Origin of the sequence: Ruminococcus albus 7 = DSM 20455, from assembly GCF_000179635.2 — a bacterium.
Classification (GTDB): Bacteria; Bacillota; Clostridia; order Oscillospirales; family Ruminococcaceae; genus Hominimerdicola; species Hominimerdicola alba.
In genome coordinates, this window is record NC_014824.1 from 157584 (window position 1) to 175152 (window position 17569).

20 protein-coding genes are annotated in these 17569 nt (G+C 39.3%); 6 read left to right on the forward strand and 14 right to left on the reverse strand.

Features of this window, described 5'->3' with window-relative positions; genetic code table 11:
• Positions 1-29: 29 nt before the first annotated feature.
• The 5 genes from RUMAL_RS17435 to RUMAL_RS21000 form a co-directional block, all read right to left on the reverse strand.
• On the reverse strand, positions 30-863 hold the full coding sequence (locus RUMAL_RS17435; RefSeq protein WP_013483420.1) for an alpha/beta fold hydrolase: 834 nt from the start codon (positions 861-863) through the stop codon (positions 30-32).
• A gap of 30 nt (positions 864-893) precedes the next feature.
• Positions 894-1580 carry an SOS response-associated peptidase gene (locus RUMAL_RS17440; protein WP_013483421.1) on the reverse strand — a complete coding sequence of 229 codons (687 nt, stop codon included), beginning with the start codon at positions 1578-1580 and terminating at the stop codon, positions 894-896.
• Between the two features lie 44 nt (positions 1581-1624).
• Positions 1625-1990 carry an ACT domain-containing protein gene (locus tag RUMAL_RS17445; protein ID WP_013483422.1) on the reverse strand — a complete coding sequence of 122 codons (366 nt, stop codon included), beginning with the start codon at positions 1988-1990 and terminating at the stop codon, positions 1625-1627.
• A 149-nt stretch (positions 1991-2139) separates the two neighbouring features.
• Complete coding sequence (locus RUMAL_RS17450) at positions 2140-2892, reverse strand: DUF6465 family protein (protein WP_013483423.1); 753 nt, start codon at positions 2890-2892, stop codon at positions 2140-2142.
• Between the two features lie 385 nt (positions 2893-3277).
• Entirely contained in the window at positions 3278-4234 is a 957-nt protein-coding gene (locus RUMAL_RS21000; RefSeq protein ID WP_013483424.1) for a helix-turn-helix domain-containing protein, read from the reverse strand.
• Between the two features lie 343 nt (positions 4235-4577).
• Between RUMAL_RS21000 and RUMAL_RS17460 the strand changes: the two genes are divergently transcribed.
• Entirely contained in the window at positions 4578-5126 is a 549-nt protein-coding gene (locus RUMAL_RS17460; protein ID WP_013483425.1) for a hypothetical protein, read from the forward strand.
• A 78-nt stretch (positions 5127-5204) separates the two neighbouring features.
• On the opposite strand, the gene RUMAL_RS17465 is transcribed toward RUMAL_RS17460, so the two are convergent.
• The 7 genes from RUMAL_RS17465 to RUMAL_RS17495 form a co-directional block, all read right to left on the reverse strand.
• Complete coding sequence (locus tag RUMAL_RS17465; RefSeq protein WP_013483426.1) at positions 5205-5594, reverse strand: SMI1/KNR4 family protein; 390 nt, start codon at positions 5592-5594, stop codon at positions 5205-5207.
• A gap of 13 nt (positions 5595-5607) precedes the next feature.
• Positions 5608-6915, reverse strand: a complete 1308-nt coding sequence (locus tag RUMAL_RS21005; RefSeq protein WP_013483427.1) for an HNH/ENDO VII family nuclease — start codon at positions 6913-6915, stop codon at positions 5608-5610.
• A 23-nt stretch (positions 6916-6938) separates the two neighbouring features.
• Positions 6939-8843, reverse strand: coding sequence for a hypothetical protein (locus tag RUMAL_RS17475; RefSeq protein ID WP_013483428.1), 1905 nt, complete (start codon positions 8841-8843; stop codon positions 6939-6941).
• A 269-nt stretch (positions 8844-9112) separates the two neighbouring features.
• The gene (locus RUMAL_RS21010; RefSeq protein WP_013483429.1) at positions 9113-10183 is read right to left on the reverse strand and encodes a hypothetical protein; all 1071 of its coding nucleotides are present in this window, start codon (positions 10181-10183) and stop codon (positions 9113-9115) included.
• Between the two features lie 314 nt (positions 10184-10497).
• Positions 10498-10695 carry a mobility-associated LCxxNW protein gene (locus RUMAL_RS17485; RefSeq protein ID WP_013483430.1) on the reverse strand — a complete coding sequence of 66 codons (198 nt, stop codon included), beginning with the start codon at positions 10693-10695 and terminating at the stop codon, positions 10498-10500.
• Positions 10692-11438: an ATP-binding protein gene (locus RUMAL_RS17490; RefSeq protein ID WP_013483431.1), complete on the reverse strand. Its 747-nt coding sequence runs from the start codon at positions 11436-11438 to the stop codon at positions 10692-10694. The genes RUMAL_RS17485 and RUMAL_RS17490 overlap by 4 nt, the downstream gene beginning before the upstream one ends.
• Complete coding sequence (locus RUMAL_RS17495) at positions 11428-12252, reverse strand: Mu transposase domain-containing protein (protein ID WP_242837738.1); 825 nt, start codon at positions 12250-12252, stop codon at positions 11428-11430. Before RUMAL_RS17495 ends, RUMAL_RS17490 begins: the two co-directional genes overlap by 11 nt.
• A gap of 233 nt (positions 12253-12485) precedes the next feature.
• Between RUMAL_RS17495 and RUMAL_RS17500 the strand changes: the two genes are divergently transcribed.
• The 4 genes from RUMAL_RS17500 (at position 12486) to RUMAL_RS17510 (ending at position 15691) form a co-directional block, all read left to right on the forward strand.
• Positions 12486-13394 carry a tyrosine-type recombinase/integrase gene (locus RUMAL_RS17500; RefSeq protein ID WP_242843416.1) on the forward strand — a complete coding sequence of 303 codons (909 nt, stop codon included), beginning with the start codon at positions 12486-12488 and terminating at the stop codon, positions 13392-13394.
• A 156-nt stretch (positions 13395-13550) separates the two neighbouring features.
• Positions 13551-13718, forward strand: a complete 168-nt coding sequence (locus RUMAL_RS22610) for a tyrosine-type recombinase/integrase (RefSeq protein ID WP_272868114.1) — start codon at positions 13551-13553, stop codon at positions 13716-13718.
• 106 nt (positions 13719-13824) lie between these two features.
• Positions 13825-14694, forward strand: a complete 870-nt coding sequence (locus tag RUMAL_RS17505; protein ID WP_013483432.1) for a tyrosine-type recombinase/integrase — start codon at positions 13825-13827, stop codon at positions 14692-14694.
• Positions 14687-15691 carry a tyrosine-type recombinase/integrase gene (locus tag RUMAL_RS17510; protein WP_013483433.1) on the forward strand — a complete coding sequence of 335 codons (1005 nt, stop codon included), beginning with the start codon at positions 14687-14689 and terminating at the stop codon, positions 15689-15691. The genes RUMAL_RS17505 and RUMAL_RS17510 overlap by 8 nt, the downstream gene beginning before the upstream one ends.
• A gap of 116 nt (positions 15692-15807) precedes the next feature.
• On the opposite strand, the gene RUMAL_RS17515 is transcribed toward RUMAL_RS17510, so the two are convergent.
• Positions 15808-16443 carry a hypothetical protein gene (locus tag RUMAL_RS17515; protein WP_242837751.1) on the reverse strand — a complete coding sequence of 212 codons (636 nt, stop codon included), beginning with the start codon at positions 16441-16443 and terminating at the stop codon, positions 15808-15810.
• 224 nt (positions 16444-16667) lie between these two features.
• Positions 16668-16814, reverse strand: coding sequence for a hypothetical protein (locus tag RUMAL_RS21950; RefSeq protein ID WP_013483434.1), 147 nt, complete (start codon positions 16812-16814; stop codon positions 16668-16670).
• Positions 16815-16917: 103 nt separating this feature from the next.
• On the opposite strand from RUMAL_RS21950, the gene RUMAL_RS17520 reads away from it, so the two are divergent.
• Complete coding sequence (locus RUMAL_RS17520) at positions 16918-17118, forward strand: hypothetical protein (protein ID WP_028504372.1); 201 nt, start codon at positions 16918-16920, stop codon at positions 17116-17118.
• Positions 17119-17569 lie beyond the last annotated feature (451 nt).

Here is a 17569-nt window from a genome sequence, read left to right on the forward strand (position 1 = left end):
TTTCGGTCATATACGCTGTGTCAGGGCAATCAAGCCAATTTTGATAGAAAGGCTTTTATCTTTGAACTGATCTTATCGCTTTCATAATAATGGATATAATGCCCGCAATTCAGGAAAACAGTCTCAGCATTTACGGACTTAGCGTACTTTTGTTCATTGCTTATCCAGTTAGGCGATGTTTGTTTTCCGTCAGATACAAACATTAAAGTCGGACATTCGGCTTTACCTGCCCTTGCAACGATTTTGGCATTTTTCAGAACCTGCATTGCCTCATTGACATAACAGTTATTCATCAGGTTACGCCTTTTAAGGAGGTTATGCTGCTGTATTTCATCCTTATTCAGTTCTCTCTTGCTTATCGGATACCAGAACATCAGCCCAAGATTATTCAGCTTCTTTAATCTCCGCATAAGTTCTAATCGTTTGTGAATCTCTTTATTGCCCCATTCCATATATGTAAGCGGAGTTGCCATGTCAAGACCGATTATAGCCTTTATATCGTCAGGATACATCTGCTTCCACCGTATAGCTTCTATTCCGCTCATTGAATGCGGTAGAAGTATATATGGGGCTTTTTCACCGATCATTTTCAAAGCCTGTTTCTGATAGGAAACGACTGAATCAATATCACACGGACATTCATACAGATCGGAATAGCCGTAACCGAACTTCTCTATCACGATTATCCGATAATCATCGAGCAGCTTTTTGTATAAGACCTTGAAATCATATATCGGTGCTACCGTACCGGAGCCTGACATAAATACGAGCTTCGGCTTATTTGCATCACCGCATCTGAAGATATGCAGCTTATGACCGTTTATCTTGACAAATTCCAAATCTTTTCTGAACTTGGCTTTCATTTTTCACCTTCTCTTTATTACCATTCAACACTATATCTGCATAAACTCCGGCTTCGGCTCAGGATAGTCAACCGCTTTTTCCATGACCATATTTGTCAGTGCCTTCTTTGCTATCCTGCTGGGATCACCATCGGGGCGCACCCAATCACGCAAACTGTCTTTGCCGAGGATAAGGGGCATTCGGTCATGGATAGTGCTTACAGGTTCGACCGATTCTCTTGTTATGACAGCGAACATCGGTATCTGAACACCTCTATGCTCCTCAAAGCGGTACAGTCCTGCAAGGTATGTGATCTCAGAACCTTCAGGCTGTATCGCAAACTTTTCTTTTTTGATGTTCCGCTGTTCATTTGCGTTATGGTAGCCGACCTCAGATGGCGGTATGCCCCATTCGTAGTACCAAGATGCAGGAATCACGCATCTCCGTCTGAACCATGAGTCTTTCCATACAGACTTCTGGTCCGCTGTTTCGATACGGCAGTTGATAAGCGGTTTTGGAGATGCATCGACAGTGAAGCCCCATATCATAGGAAACACAGCCATATTGCCTTGCTTGTTCGGAGCAAACACCGCTGCCATATCGGTAGGACGGATATTGCCCGACATTGCCGCTGATCGCGCCATAGTGTTCATTATGGTATTGGTCAATGGTAACTGCTGTGCTTTTGTGATGATCGGTGACAGCGTAGATTTTTCAACATAGAACCAAGTACACATGGGGTTCACTCCTCCCTTATTCCTGCGATAAACCAAATCAGAATTTAAACTATTCTATATCCTTCAGAAGCTAAGACTTCTAAAGCTCTATTATAGTTTTCTTTCTTCACAAGAATATAATCTGTATTGAATGTTGATACTGCAAAGATACCTATTTTATGTTCAGCGAGGATGCCTGACAGCTTTGATAAGATACCTATCAACGAAAAATCAAGTATTCCCTGAATACGAAAGCCTTTCCAACCGTCATCCCGTTCAATGGTTTCTGCCGGAACATCTTCTGTTTTGCAAACCAAGGATAATTCTTCATCCGTTTTTCCAATAAAATAAAAATTTGCGGTCATATCTATATCTGATATATCCTTTACTTTGCAAACAGTCAGATCATACTCAATTCTTTTCAGTTCCATTTGTCCGTTCCCCCTCCTAAATTCCGATTTAATTTATACGAGCTATTCCTCGCATTACTTACATTACAAATTATACCACAATCAGCCCTGATTTTCAATCTGGTATAAAAAACGGGAGCAACCCTAAGTCAGTTGTTCCCGTTGTATTATCAAAGATCTACCTTATCAGAGTAATTGCCGTTGATAACGTAATAAACCGCTTTATCTTCCGGCTTGATGTAAAACTCGACAGAATTAACACTGCCCTTGAATTTATTCTTATAATCAGCTTCAACAGCCTTCTTGATCTCTGCAAGATCAAATTCATCGCCAAAGAACTGAATCTTAACTGTCTCTACAGGAGCAACTGCGTTCTTGACTATTTTTTCTGTCTTTGCAGTGTTCTTAGTAGTAGTTTTCTTCGCAGCTGCAGTCTTTGAAGCAGCTTTTGTTTTAGCTGCCGGCTTTTTAGCAGGAGCTTTCTTTGTCGCAGGCTTCTTTTCTGCCGATTTCTTCTCTTCAGTCTTCTTCTCAGACTTAGGAGCAGATACTTCCTTTACAGCTTCATTAATAACTTCGTTTGTAGCTTCTGTCTTAACTTCGGCCACTGCTTCTATCTTTGCTTCAGCTATGGGTGCATTTGTGGTTTTGGTTGTCTTGGTTTTTGAAGTAGTTTTCTTTTCTTTAGCAGACTTTGCAGAGGCCTTTGCCTTAGCTGCCGTTTTCTTTTCGGGGGATTTTTTGGCAGCAGTTTTCTTTACAGGCTTTTCAGCTGCAGCTTCCTTTGCAGTTTCCTTGACAGCTTCAATTACAGCTTCTGTCTTAGTTTCATTCACCGCTTCTTTCTTAACTTCAGTCGCAACTTCTGCTTTTACTTCAGCTGCGGGTGCTTTTATGTTTTCGGTTTTCTTTTCTTCTGCCATTGCTATTACCTCCAATAAAATAATTTGTGATTACATTATACAATATTACTTTCTTTCTGTCAATCCGTTTATAATAAAAAATTCATTATTTGACAGTATTTTCAAGGAAATTTGGAATGTGGGTGTGTCACGCGTGACACAGAACTAAAATGACGGTGATTTCAAATGAATGGTGACATAGAGTTTTTCAAAATTCATTATGCATCATAGGGCATTTGTACTTTGGTATGATGACTGACTCAAGGGAAGTAAAGGCCGAATTTACTGAAACACGTGAATTATTAGATCTTGCAATAAATCACGATACTCTGTATATTGGGAATAATACGATACAAGGAGATGCTCCACTTATATGGTAAAGCATCTTCCTTGTATTAAATTCATATTACTCTTTAATTCCGCAAATTGTAGGTTGATTGAATTCGTAAAGTAGTTCGTTAATTTCATCAACATCATAACAACCTTTACTTATGCAAAAGATGATAATTCTATCAAAGGGTATATACTCTGATAAGCCATACCCACAACTTGCAAGTAATCTTTGTGTTTTTTCCATGTCTAACTTTAGAACGATACAAATAGATACGATTTTTTCTTTCTTGAGAGAACGAAGCTTATTATTACGAATATACGAAAAAACTTGTTTGCTAATCCCAGCGGCTTTGTATACATTTGCATCAGTCATTCCTGACTCATCGATAAACTGTAGTAATAGCGTTTTGAAAGGTATTGCGTGAGAGAGTTCATATAATTCATTACGGTCAGCTTCAGAAAGATACAGAGGATTAGGTCTAATTAGAAAATCTTTCCGCGATGAATGACTCGGGCCTTCAATTAACTTGTTATTGATGGCATCATTAATGTAGTATAAATAATCCCGAATTACATCGGCTATATTGGTATAATGATTCGTCAGAATTTCGATTAAAATTTTACAGCCATCACCCCAAAAACTTAATAGTGAAATATTCTTGTCAAGGATTTCTTTCCATTCCTTGAATTTTTCCTCAAAGACTGTACGGTTTTGTTCAATATTTATGTAAATCTCATCTAGAGAAGCAGCATATAGAATCCACCTTGAATAATATAATCCACATACTTTTATGGCATAGGATTCAATTTCACAACTTAAGTGATAAAATTTTCTAAATTCTCTAATATCATCACTGTACGTTAGTTGATTATTACTATTCTCAATATCATCTAATATGTCAGAAATATCAGAAATAGACGAGTAGAAAGTCAAATTTAAATATCTCAGTTTTGATATTATGCCAGATTCAATACTATCAGGATACTTCGGTAATAAAAGTGTTTTCATAAATTCTTGTTTTATTGACATATAAAAAGCCTCCCCCAAAAAAGTCAAGTATTACTTGACGACATAAACCTAATAATGTGGTATAATACAATCAAGCTCAAGAGAGAAAAAGTCAGATATATCAATATCTAGGAATCTGTAATTATAATTTACAACCCAATATAGTGCGCTGCATATAAATTAAAATGGATGCTACTTTATTGTGTAAATTATACATTATTGATACTTAATTGTCAAGCGAAGGAGGTAAATCATATGACAACATCAAATAATTAGGGCATTTAATTCCAGGCACAGAATCTCGCGAATCCATTCATGTCAATATCCGTAAGCGAAAAAAGTAAACAATCAGGAGGCTTTAATTATGATAATTAATAAGAATGTTATAACCACACTAATCCTTTGCTTTGTTATTCTCTTTGCTGATTTTGCAGCAAGTGTAAGTTCGACTATCGAGGCATCCGCATACTCGGGACAAATCTCCGGTGCTATGGAAGCGTTTAATGATTTTGCTGCAAAGAACAAATCGAAGGCAAATAAGAAAACAAAAATTAAGAGTGTAAAAAAAGTATACAAACTTGTTCCAAAACAATCAGGTCAAGTATATATTACTGATACAGTAAGCTTTAATTATGACGGTACCAAAGTATTCAATGTCCAAGTCGATCAAGACTGTGATGGTCATTCCTGGGGATTCAGATCATGGGGTTGGAAGATATCTAAATATCATGACGATGGTGTTGAGATTAGCTCCACATATTATATAACATCTGGGGTCAGTAAGTTTATAGCTAAAATTTTCGGCAAAAACAGCCCTTTTGCATTAAAAGCAAAACGCAGTGCAAAATATCGTCTTTACAAAGATGGTACTATAAAGCAGCTCAAATCGAGTAAAACGTCTTTATTCTTTTAGTAGTTTTTTGTATGTAATAGAGCCGGTTCTGAGTAATAAGCATAGATGAGGGTGTTGCGGTTGCAACACCCTCCGTTTTTATATACAGATATATTCCGCTAGAGAATTGCATATCTTTTTAGCTTCCGCATTTGGAGAAGTCTGGAAGATTTCTCCCGAAGGTGATTGCCATATTACTATGCCATCTATGTGTGCCTCCTCTATCACATAAAGTAAATGTTCTTCTATGAGATTTTTATTCCACTGTTTTTCTGTAACAGCAACCACATCAAGATTTCTATCGCAACTAATTCCGGTCAATTCGTGGCCATTAAAAGATATTGTTCCATAATGCGCCACATATTCTTTATAATCATCTGCAAATTGAAGACCAAGCTTATCTTCAGCATTCTTAATCTTTTCCATTGAAACAGTACCCTCGAAGTAGAAATCCTGTCGTTCTTTCACTTTATCAAATATTATGCTCATTTAAATACTCCATTCAACCTACCATTGACGCAAATGCTTTCCAAAAAGCTTTTCGTTCTTCATCCCAATTATTTCCTGCCGCGTGTGCCTCTGTACGTTCAAGGAAACCATGAATTGCAGGATTATCATGCTCTGATCGTGATAGAATAGCCAATGTACCATCTTTCTTTTGTCCTACATGGTGAAGTTCATAAGAAATTCCATTTGAGTCTTGCGGAGCTAATCCCTCTTTCATTCGTTGCAAATTCGTTCTTCCCTTTGAGTCAATCCTAGTAAGATCAATATCACTTTTTATCAAAGCAGATTTATTCCCAACCATTGTTGATTTTAGGTTGGCATCTTTAAACACCTGATATTCTTCCATGTTGTGAAATTCTTTAATAACATCCAAAGGGTATTTTGTTTCTCGCTGTATCTTTGCATATTGGTTCATTGTGAACTCCGTTTGTTTTGCTGAACCATAAAGCGATTTCCCTTCACTGACGCCGCCTAAAACCGCCCCAGTGATTGCTCCCCATTTGAAGCCTTCAGATGCTTCGAGAGTAGCAGCTTTTGCCATTTCTTTGACATTTCTGGTTTCAATGCCCTTGACAATAGCAGCTGATACACCACCTAAAGCAGCAGATTTAATAGCAAATGTTGTTGCTTCTTTTGCGGAACCCGCAATTATCATACTCACAGCATGTGCGCCAACACCTGGAGAAACTACAGATACAGTCACACAAATCAAAATAACTCCAGTACCAATAGCGACATTACGCATAACTGTATCGTAGGTGTTATCTCTGAATGCAGCCATCTCCTGCACAGTTGTTTGTCCATTTTCATCAAGGGTAAATATGTACTTTTGACCTTGAAATATCTCATTAAGCTCTGATGCCTTATATCCAAAGTAAATATTTTCCTGGGAGTTGAATTCTATTTCTTCATAGTATTCTTTAGGCATATACGCCGCCTGTACGTTTTCAACGAAATAATCATCACTGCCTAGTTGTTCAACAAGTTCTGAATAGACCGAATCTTCAACATACCGCAGTAGTTCCGGATCATTCATTGTCAAAAAACTAATATTTTCAATGTTATCCTGAATATCTGAAATACACTCTGATACGGAACTATCTCTCTCGTCAACGGCCGAACATGTAATATCATTTTCATCAGCATGGTCTTTAGAAGATATTTCATCATTTGTTTTGGAAATCTCATCATCGATGATTTCTGATGACGCAGTATCGCTTACATTTATTTCAATCTCGGTATCTCCTGCACACCCTGTAAGCAGCATTGCGCATGATAGAAATAAAGCAATTACTCGTTTCATACACATACCTCTCTTTTATGCAATTATTTGTTTCCTTTATATTTTCGAATAATTACAGCAATAATGCCAACTGCACTAAGAATCCCTATCCAAATAAAATATACATTTGATCTGTCAGTCTGTGCTGTAGTTTGATCTGTTTCCGAAGCTGACATAGAATCAACAGTTTTTTCTGCCACTGATGATGTTTCGGGTTCTATGGTATCGTCTCGAATCGAATAAGACGTTTCCACAATAGAAGATGTAACCTCAGTTTTAGATGATTCTGGCGGTATTAGTTCACCGCTGTCTGAAATCTCGTAGCCAGCATTTTCGACCAGATCAGATATTTCATTTATAGTGTAAGCTGAATTCTTAGCATTCATTGATGCGATAATTACACTATCCGAGCCTACGTAGATTTTCTTTACAGTCGGATTTTGCCCATATGGATCAGTCGTTGGATTAGTTACTTTTATCGTGTATATTCCCGGAGTTATGTATTCATCAGATTCTTTTGCGCTACGATTAAATTTAGTATCTTCAGTATACCCATTTACTCCTTTCGTCCATTGTGAGAGTTGAACGTTTATATTAAGATAGCGTGATTTTGCCCAATCCAAGATAAATCCGTTTTCAGTTACAGAGTCATTTGCAAGATAAGTATTTGTTACCTTATCTTTGGGATAAACAATAGCATTACTGTTCCTGACTTGAAAATTAAATGCTATTTTGTAATCATAAAATCTGTCTTTCCAATTATCATCAAGTATCTCATAATCCAGTGATACTTCGTAATCGCCCTCTTCAAACAACTGTACTTTAGTATTAGCGCCAGGTAATACAAGTGCTTCAAGAAAGTTGGTATAGATTATCGGATCATGAGTTATTCCTTTGTAATCTGTAAATCTTATAATAAGTGTTCCACGCTTGAAATTCTGCTGAGGTACATTAAGAATTGAATCATATCCATTTAAATCGGAATTAATTGTCAAGTGTTTGTCACCATTCAGTTTGTTTATATTAACATTTTTGTTCATGTCAAACCAGAGGGTGATTTTATCACCAACATTTTTCAGAAAAACAGTATCTCCTGTAACAGTTTTCTTATTAGATGTAAATCCGCCCACTACAAATCTTCCAAGGTCCCAGCCTAAATGTGGATCATCACTGTCCATGTTGATGCTGTCTGTAAATCCATTATCAACCTTTACAGCCTGGGTCTTTCCAAGTTCAAATGTTTCGATGTTTTCGGGAATATTTTTATCTGCACCTTTATAGCCTGCATAAAAAGTATATACCTGAGCAATTTTCTTTATATCATATTTATCTTTCTTTAGTAATTCCTTTATTTCCCATGAATAATCCTTAGTTCGCTTTTCTATCTCATAAGCTACGATAATACGATAATAGCAACCATTTATAAGCTGAATATTATTTATCTGCCCATCATCAAACTCTTTATCACTTTTTATATTTACATAAGATTTACAGTCGATCCAATTATCACCATCAAATGATGTTTGGAAAATGAGGGCACCGTGATCAATATCATCATCAAGCTTTGAACCATTTACAACATTTTTGCCGTCTTTGATAAGATGCCAGTCATCTTCTCCTGCGTCTTTTAGAGAACTAATATATTCATACTCAAGACTGAACGTTTCGTCATCTGCTATCTCATACGCAGGTATACCATTTTTACTATAGCTTTTCTGAACATCACCTTTCAAAGATAGTATACCTAACCTATAATCCATCAAATAGTTTTCAGACGGATCTGATGAATCAATCTCATATTTGCTATTTTCTCCGAATTCATATAGCTCCCCTGTCAAGGTGATAATCTCTTCTTGGGCTTCTGCTGTAAAAGGAAATGCAGATGAAATCACTGTAAGCATCATTACTATCCCTAATGCATATAATAGCTTTTTCTGCAAATTTTTCATATTATCCTCCCTTTTCTATTTGAAGTGATTATAGTACATAAACAAATTGAGTATTAGTTTACTTTCTCAAAATTATTATATCACAAAAGCACCAATTGGTCAATATCAAAGAAATTAAAAGTTAATTAGTATATTTCAATTGTGATATTGAACAAATGATTTATCTTTTCTTTGTTATATTCATTATACCACAGCTTAGCAAATAACTATAAAAATGGATTCCAAGTCAAACAGCGCCCGGAATTATTCCGAGCGCTGTTTTTCCATATTTATGGTTCAATGATAACTTCGACCCTGTTGAAATCTGTTTCATAAACCGTTATATCAGCAACATCAGTAGCTCCTTTGCCATTAAGATTTTTTGCATAAACATCGAAATGCCCATCTCTAGTTCCGACGATCTGATCGTCCTTATAGAGAAGCAGCTTGAATTTTGCAAAACCGCCCAACTCGTCTGCCGTCTGTTTGAAAGTAAGAAAAACTTCTTCGCCGGCAATGTCACATTGTACAAGTTCTACCGCATTACGTGCCCCTGTGAAAAGCCCGTCACTCTTTGCAGTAGCATTAGCACGAAGCTTCGCGCCGGAAATATCTCCGCTAAAGTGATATTCAAAATAGTTCACCTGCCCCTTTGTCAGCGTGATATCATCACTGCCTTTGCCGACAACGCTTCCGTCTTCCGAATATGCGATCAGAGAAGCTGAGATCGAAACATCCTGTTTTGCCTGTATCTTGTGAACTATCACCGTGTTCCCGATAGAATTTATCCAGCTTGCTGCATCGATTATTTCGTAATACTTATTGCTCTCATAAGCATTAGGCGTGTCTTCTTCGGGTTCTTCATTAGTATCGGGAAGATTTTCCGCTGTGATTGTATATTCGTCCTCAACTGCATTTTCAACCATCTCGTAGCTGATTATCCACGATTGATCGACAAGTTCAACGTTTGTTATCCTGACTGTCAGAACATCACCGACTTGAACATTCGGGTCATCCGATGAAACAAAATTAAGATGAATACCAGCCCAGATATTGTAACCGTATATTGATTCCGGATGAAGTTCCTGAGCTATAATACTTACAGTTTTTCCGTTAAGATCATCGCCCGAATTAAGAGCAGCTTCAAATGCTTCCTCATCACCATAGTCGAGATGAACACTCTCCTTTTCGGTATTTTCATCGGATCGAGTTTCATTTTCGGTTTGGATAATGCTCTCTGCTTTTTCAGAAGATTCAGCCGTCTTTGTTAACGCGTTAGTCTGCTTTTCTTCGTTCTGCTCACCGCTTGTTGTTCCGCAGGCTGATAATGTCAGGCATAATGCTGCTGTAATAGTAATCATTCTTGTGATGTGATTATTTCATGACTTGGAACGCACCAATCCGCAATAAGGAAAACGTTAATCCGCCACAAGGAACGCACCAATCCGAAACGAAGAACGCATCAATCCGCAGAAGGAACGCACTTACCATTCAGTCAATCTTATAGTGGGTCATTCAATAGAGTAGATAGTATCATACCTGAATAAATGTTTTCACGGTTTCCACCGGAATGGAGCGAAGCGGAATGTAGGCGGAAACCGTGAAAACTGTGGTGGCCACACGCACGGGGTTTTCTAATCCGATTAGTATTGAACCAGCCTATTGTTACCGATCATTACATCTTCGGATAATCTATGTTGTTTTCCTCCAAAATGGATCTGAGTTCGTCAATGTACACATACAGTCTCTGAATCTCAATCCAGTTTCCGTGGCACAACCTGTCTGCCTCTTCAAGTTCGTGACGGGTCAACTCATAATCTTCCCATTTCAGGCATTTGTGATCTTTGCTGAAGGCGCAGTAATTTTCCATCATGACTCTGCCTCCTTCGCCTGCAACTCACGCATATTGATGTCACCTGAATACACCCAAGCAGCAGTATGTACGATCCTGTCCATGATCGCGTCAGCGTGGATACCGCCGCCAAGACGACTGTGCCAGTCCTCGCGTTTGTACTGTGTACAGAAGATCGTTGAGGTGCAGTCATAACGGCGCTCGATCAGTTCAAAAATGAAGTGCTGTTCGCTTTCTGTCATGTCGTTCAGAAGCCATTCATCAAGAATCAGCAGACGGTATCCGCTGAACTTCTTCAGGAGTTTGGCTCTGCCATGTATATCCAGTGATGCTTCACTGAGCAGCTGCATGAGATCCGGAACCCTGATATACCTTGTGCGAAATCCCTGCATACAAGCCTGTCTGCCAATAGCACACGCAAGATAGCTCTTGCCGGAACCAGTGAATCCGTTGAACACGACCGGCTGGTTCTTTTCGATGAAGCCGCAGGTCCCAAGCGCCAGGATCAGATCCTTGTCCAGTCCGCGCTTTTCATAGTACACGTTCACAAGCACAGCATCCGCAATACGAAATTTTGCTGCATTGATCAGACGGTGGACCCTGGCATTGTATTTGGCTGAATAAGTATAATCAACAGCGATATTCATCCGTTCATCAAATGAAAGCGCCATATATTCCGGCTGCTTTTCCTGAAAATCAAGGGCTTCGACCAATTCGCCAAGATTCATTTCACGCAACTTACGTCTTGTTTCCTCACTCAGCATGACCGTCACCTCCGTAATAGGCAGCACCACGCACAAATCCAGCGGATGACGATCCATTTTCTTGCTTCTTGTTTTCCTTGTATTCCACATCCTGACCGGAGGCAAGGATCGCTTTTAGATGCGAATAGCGCGGCACACTGACATGTTCAATCGCCAGTTCACAAGCCATTTCCAAACGTTCGGACGAATACTTCTTACTCAGCTTCAGTACTGACATTGCGGGGTTGATGCCCTGTTCAGAGGTGCGGTAACTCTTGAAAATACGGTCAGTGACAGTCAATGTCTGCTTGCCGATGGATGCAGCCCACTGCCGGAGCGTAAGCTCATTCCATTCCGTTGCCTGGAATCTTTCAGGGATGTCCTCCAGGTAGGTGTCGTACCTATTGCGGACATAGCTTGGAAAGCGCTTGTGAGAAGAAATACGTTCATGACCGCAGTATATCTCGATCATGCTGTCAGTGATCTTCAGATCAACTGTCTTGCCTACGAAACGATACGGCACGGAGTATTTACAGGTCTGGTAGGTCACATGAAAATCCGAACCTATGACACGTCCGTATTCCCACACAGCGTATTCATACGGAAAGGCAGGCAGCGGATGAAGAGTGATTCTCTCATTCACTTCAAAGATCTCACGGCGACTGCCTTCACGCTTTTGAAAGGGCTTGTTGTTGAAATTCTCCAGCGCTGCTGCAACATCCGATTTCAAATCGATCATAGAAGTATATTCGCTGTTGCGAAGACGGGCGATGATAGCTGTAGCGATCTTTCCGACAGTGCCTTCAACAGATGCCTTCTGCTTCGGCTTTTTCACGCCTGCGGGCATGATCGCCGTACAGTAGTGATTGGAAAAATCCTCATAGGATTTGTTCAGAACAATATCGCCTTCGCGGGGATGTGTGATAACACCGGTCTTAAGATTTAATGTAAAGAGGATGTTAATGTAAAGCTGAATAAAAATAGATCTAAAATCTAATGATTATAGGTATTCGACTTTACATTAATATGATATAATTGGATCAATCATAGAAAGGAGGAATTATCATCATGATTGATTCCAGTTACTCAATGACACTGTATGATGCAATCCAACTGTTTCAAAGACACATCATACAAAACTGCGGATCTGAATCCAAAACAGCACAGGCTTACATTCGGATCTCTAATGATTTACAGCGGTATGCTAAAGAAACGGATTTGGAGGTTTCTCCGGAAGATGTGATCCAAGAATACTATCGTATTATCGTCGGGGTCCCTGCATTTGAAGCTGTTCCGTCAAAATCAAAAGAACGTCGAGGAAGAGCTGTTCAGATGATTCTGGATATCCTTAATGGAAAAGAACCTAAGAGAAAGTATACCACCCATAAGCGTGATTGTCCCATTACGTACCTGAATGTCATCAGAAAATATGAAACTTTCATGAGAAATGACCAAAAGAGCGATGGCACAGTACGCACGAGATCCGGACGAATCACTGTGTTTTTTGCTTTTCTTGAGGAGTGTAAATGTACATCATTAGAGGGCATCACGCCGGAGCTGTTTGCAAGATTTGTATCGTCCCTCAATGATAGGTATTCATCACAGGGAAAAGCGTCCATTTTGTATACGTTAAGGAATTTCTTTTCCTATGATGAGTTCTCAGGAGCGCTATCTTTCGATCCGATTCCCTTTTTGACAGGGATTCATTCCGGAAAGCATGAAAGACTCCCATCCTTTTACACGGCAGAAGAAGTAAGGCGTATCCTGAATGCTGTCGACAGGAATACCCCATGGGGAAAAACAGTCTATCTTATGATGCTTTTGGCAAGTGTGTACGGTTTTCGCTCAAGCGATATCAAAGCAATGGTTCTTGACAATATAAACTGGAAAAATCGCACAATAAATATCACGCAGTACAAGACGCACAAAGAGATTTCCCTTCCCATGACAGATGAGATCCTTTTTTGCACTCCTTGACTATATTAAGAATGTGCGTCCTGAGTCAGACTGTTCGAATGTGTTCATCCGACTTAGAAAACCGTACATTGCATACTCAATGAATGATCACTTTGGCGACAAGATATTACCGTTTTTTGAAATTGCCGGTGTTGATACAAAGGTAAACATCATGGTCTGCATTCTTTAAGGCATAGTTTGGCAACAAACCTTTTGGTTTCAGGAACCCCGATAAATGAGATTGCTGTGATACTTGGACACACATCTGCGGCATCCACAAAAACTTATGTATGGTCAGATATAGAGCATCTCCGAGCAGCAGCATTGGAGGTGCCTAAAAAATGATCAATGACAAGGAATTTCTTAAATTTGAAGAAGGTTTTTCAAACCATATTTTGAAAAATTCATAGAGTTCAAGCGTGGAAAAGGTGAAAAAGTTGCTCATTCAACCATGGTTCGCTTAAGGAAACTGAACAATTCGCTTAATACTTACTATGAACACCATATATCTGACCAGATGGTGGAGGAGTTACTGGCTCCTCGTGATGGATTAAGCGAATTAGAACGCCAATATCTTACAGCGAATCTCCGCCAGTTTTGTTCTTTCTTGGCGCTTCTCGGAATTGATGCGGTCATCGTCCCACGAAAATATATGCGAACGGTAAAGAGTGAATTTCGTCCGTACATTTTCAGCGACGATGAACTGCGCCGTCTGACTATTGCAGCCGACACGCTTCCTGCATCAAGAAAGTCGAGCTCGCATCAGCAGATATACCCAGTGCTCGTCAGATTACTTATAGGTACCGGAATGCGCATAGGCGAAGTCCTTGCACTGAAGCGGGCGAATGTTGACACTTCAAACGGTGTGATCAATGTTATCAACGGTAAAAATGGCGTTTCAAGATTTATTCCTGTATCCGACAGCTTGAAAGAAGTCCTATTTGACTATGCCAAGACTATAGATATGTCTGATGAGAATAGACCGTTTTTCACTTCCTCCTACACCGGTGGTCATCTTACATATGATGCTATGAAATATATGTTTCCAAAGATGTTTAAGACGGCAGGCATACACAAGTCAGATGGTAAGACGCCAAATATCCATTCTATCCGGCATACATTCTGCACCAAAAGTCTGGAAAAAATGTTGGAAAACGGAATGAATGTCTATACTGCTATTCCAATACTGGCGGCATACGTCGGACATGTGAATTACATAGATACAGAAAAATACATTCATTTCACAGAACAGGGACATACGGATTTCTTGCAGAAAGAATCATCCTTGGGGAGTCTATTCCCGGAGGTGGACAATGAGTGATAATTTATTCTTCTATATACAACGATATTTTATGTCTTACCTAATGAAACAGCATAATTACGGCCCTAATACTGTTTCATCATACCGAGACACCTTTAAGCTTTTGCTTAAATTTATGTCAGAATCCGGTAAAAGCATATCAAAGAAAACTGTTGATGAGATTGACTGCGATGTAGTACTCAAGTTTCTCTCTTGGCTTTCGAATGTCAGGAAAAATGGGGTGCCTACCCAAAATGTAAGATTGGCACATATAAAATCATTTTTTCGATATGTAATGATGATCTCACCTGAATACTCCGGGCAATGCAGCGAAATACTCAGTATACCATTTGCAAAGGAAGATAAAAGGCTTCCTGATTGTATGTCTACGGATGCTATAAAGCAAATGCTTTCATCGATCGACTCATCATCTAACGAGGGACTAAGGCATTTGGCAATCTTATCCCTTATGTACGATTCAGCTTGTAGGGTTCAGGAAATCATTTCACTAGATGTCAAAGACTTTCAGCCGGGTCAATGCTGCAGGATATATGTGCATGGTAAGGGAAATAAATATCGCACCATTCCGTTACTGGGAAAAACAGAAAAAATCATCTCAAAATATATCAGGCAATTCGGTCTTATGCAAGAGTCCCCAATGTTTTGCAACAGGAATGGTGACCGGCTAACAAGGCAAGGCATCCGCTACATAATAAGGAAATACTCTAAGTTGGCAAACGATACGGTTCCCGGTATTATAACCGGCTCTGTATACCCACATCGATTACGCCACAGTAAAGCCACACACCTTGTGGACAATGGCGTAAACATTTATAATGTCAGGGATTTCTTGGGACATGAGTCTGTTGCAACAACTCAGATTTACCTGTCAACGAATCCGGAAGTTATCAGAAAGGCTATCGAGACAGTAGCTGAGAAAACAGTATCAGAAAGCCTTGATTTCTTTTCAGACAAAGAAAAGGACGATTTGATTTCCTTCTTGGATTCACTAGGATAACACGCATTTGTTAATGTAAAGTAGGTCATGATGGAATGCCGATCAGACTTTCATTGAAACGGCCGACTTTACATTAACATCCTCTTTACATTAAATCTCTAATGTGAAGCTTTACATTAGAGATTGTCGCAGACGACACGCAGCGTAACGCCGCCGAAATACTCAAACATATGAATATTGCAGTTGATCCATGTCTGCTCGTTCATATTCAGGCAGGGCTCGACATATGCAAGCTGACTGTACGGGAGTGCTGCGACAAAAAGATACACAGGATACACCTTACCTTCTTCCGGATCATGAAGCCGCATCGTCTTGCCGCTCCAGTCCACTTCACATACAACACCGGGCTTATGGGCGATGTGGTTGGTGAGATCGTTCTGCTCGACATACTTGGTATAGTCATCGCAGAATTTTGTGTATCCTACTGTAACGCCATCTTTCACACCGTCCTTGTATTCCTGCCAAAGCAGCTTGAGAGTGACACCGGTCTTCTTCAGCTCAGTGTGGACGTACTCGTAATTGACAGGTTCATATACCGTTTCCTTCCTGAACTTGTCCGGGAAGAAAAGCAGATACACCTCATCGTCACTCTTGTCTGCAACATCAGCATAACTGACACCGAGGTCATCTGCCCTCTTCCATACTGATGCCACAGACTTGGTTGAAATATGCCTGGATGCTGCAATAGCCCTCTGCGACATATTTGCCTTACGAAGCTCCAAAAGAAGCTTCACATTGATCTTGTCTGCCATATTTATGGCCTCCTTCGTGTAGATTCGAGGCATAGCCTCTACCTACATTATACACGAAGTGCGTTCCTTTGGCGAATTACTGCGTTCTTTGCGCGGATTAGTGTTTTCCTTGCCGCGTATCGATGTTTTCCTTCCGGCGGATTGATGTTTTCCGGAGCGCGGAATAATCATGTGATGTTTTTCATAGTCATTCCTCCGTTCTTTGTATTGAATTTCCTGTCTTTTTATTCTGTCTTGGATTTCTTAGAAGACGCCGTATATAGAAGTATTGCGATTATGTCATCAATAGGACACATCGGCATCAGGTCTACAGGCGATGCAATATACAGTATCAGCAGTACCAGCAGCATTCCTTTTCCAATATCATTCATAGTTATACCTCCTTTAAGGTCTCTGTTTTTATCTTCTGACTATATTATATCACTGCCGCAGACAAGGTTATAAAAATGGATTCCAAAATAAAAAGCAGGCTCAATGCAGAAGACATCAAACAAGCTTATCTACATAGGCAAGCAGATTGAAATTGATGAAAAAACATTCGCTTCTGACCTCAGAGAACTTCGTGATGCTGCTAAAAAGAACAATGAGAAGATTGCTCTTGAAGCGTTACATAAGATGATGCCTACGTTTACAACACCGGAAGCGTTCAATAGCAAAGTGTTAATGAACGTATAAGTGAAAATGGTATCTGAAATTACCCATTATGCTCATATTAATATGATACCTGTGCTTTATATGAAAAAACACAGGTATCAGGAAATCCTAGTTGGCTTCATTTGAAGCTAAAGTAAAAGTGGAAGCCTTAACATATAAGTTGGGGCTTCCTCTTAATTTTGATGTAAAGTCTATGAAACAGATATGAAAATAGGTGTTATTGCTTGTGGTAATCTGGCAGGATAGATTGCAAACGCACACCTATTCTGTCATCTCGAAGTGAATGTATTTTGTCAACTAAAGATGATAATACTACAGTTTTCAAAATAAATAAAAATCGACATTTAAAAATATTAATAAACACCTTTAAAGCTATTAATGAAATAACGAATAATTTTGCTTTTGATAAATGTTATAACGAAGAGATGACAGAAAAGATTAAAGAACTTATGGTGTCAAATATTATTAATCA

What these genes read in the sequence shown, in the direction of transcription:
- RUMAL_RS17435 (WP_013483420.1), bottom strand. Translation starts at nt 863, where the DNA reads ATGAAAGCCAAGTTCAGAAAAGATTTGGAATTTGTCAAGATAAACGGT.
- RUMAL_RS17440 (WP_013483421.1), bottom strand. Translation starts at nt 1,580, where the DNA reads ATGTGTACTTGGTTCTATGTTGAAAAATCTACGCTGTCACCGATCATC.
- RUMAL_RS17445 (WP_013483422.1), bottom strand. Translation starts at nt 1,990, where the DNA reads ATGGAACTGAAAAGAATTGAGTATGATCTGACTGTTTGCAAAGTAAAG.
- RUMAL_RS17450 (WP_013483423.1), bottom strand. Translation starts at nt 2,892, where the DNA reads ATGGCAGAAGAAAAGAAAACCGAAAACATAAAAGCACCCGCAGCTGAA.
- RUMAL_RS21000 (WP_013483424.1), bottom strand. Translation starts at nt 4,234, where the DNA reads ATGTCAATAAAACAAGAATTTATGAAAACACTTTTATTACCGAAGTAT.
- RUMAL_RS17460 (WP_013483425.1), top strand. Translation starts at nt 4,578, where the DNA reads ATGATAATTAATAAGAATGTTATAACCACACTAATCCTTTGCTTTGTT.
- RUMAL_RS17465 (WP_013483426.1), bottom strand. Translation starts at nt 5,594, where the DNA reads ATGAGCATAATATTTGATAAAGTGAAAGAACGACAGGATTTCTACTTC.
- RUMAL_RS21005 (WP_013483427.1), bottom strand. Translation starts at nt 6,915, where the DNA reads ATGAAACGAGTAATTGCTTTATTTCTATCATGCGCAATGCTGCTTACA.
- RUMAL_RS17475 (WP_013483428.1), bottom strand. Translation starts at nt 8,843, where the DNA reads ATGAAAAATTTGCAGAAAAAGCTATTATATGCATTAGGGATAGTAATG.
- RUMAL_RS21010 (WP_013483429.1), bottom strand. Translation starts at nt 10,183, where the DNA reads ATGATTACTATTACAGCAGCATTATGCCTGACATTATCAGCCTGCGGA.
- RUMAL_RS17485 (WP_013483430.1), bottom strand. Translation starts at nt 10,695, where the DNA reads ATGATGGAAAATTACTGCGCCTTCAGCAAAGATCACAAATGCCTGAAA.
- RUMAL_RS17490 (WP_013483431.1), bottom strand. Translation starts at nt 11,438, where the DNA reads ATGCTGAGTGAGGAAACAAGACGTAAGTTGCGTGAAATGAATCTTGGC.
- RUMAL_RS17500 (WP_242843416.1), top strand. Translation starts at nt 12,486, where the DNA reads ATGATTGATTCCAGTTACTCAATGACACTGTATGATGCAATCCAACTG.
- RUMAL_RS17505 (WP_013483432.1), top strand. Translation starts at nt 13,825, where the DNA reads ATGGTTCGCTTAAGGAAACTGAACAATTCGCTTAATACTTACTATGAA.
- RUMAL_RS17510 (WP_013483433.1), top strand. Translation starts at nt 14,687, where the DNA reads ATGAGTGATAATTTATTCTTCTATATACAACGATATTTTATGTCTTAC.
- RUMAL_RS17515 (WP_242837751.1), bottom strand. Translation starts at nt 16,443, where the DNA reads ATGGCAGACAAGATCAATGTGAAGCTTCTTTTGGAGCTTCGTAAGGCA.
- RUMAL_RS21950 (WP_013483434.1), bottom strand. Translation starts at nt 16,814, where the DNA reads ATGAATGATATTGGAAAAGGAATGCTGCTGGTACTGCTGATACTGTAT.
- RUMAL_RS17520 (WP_028504372.1), top strand. Translation starts at nt 16,918, where the DNA reads ATGCAGAAGACATCAAACAAGCTTATCTACATAGGCAAGCAGATTGAA.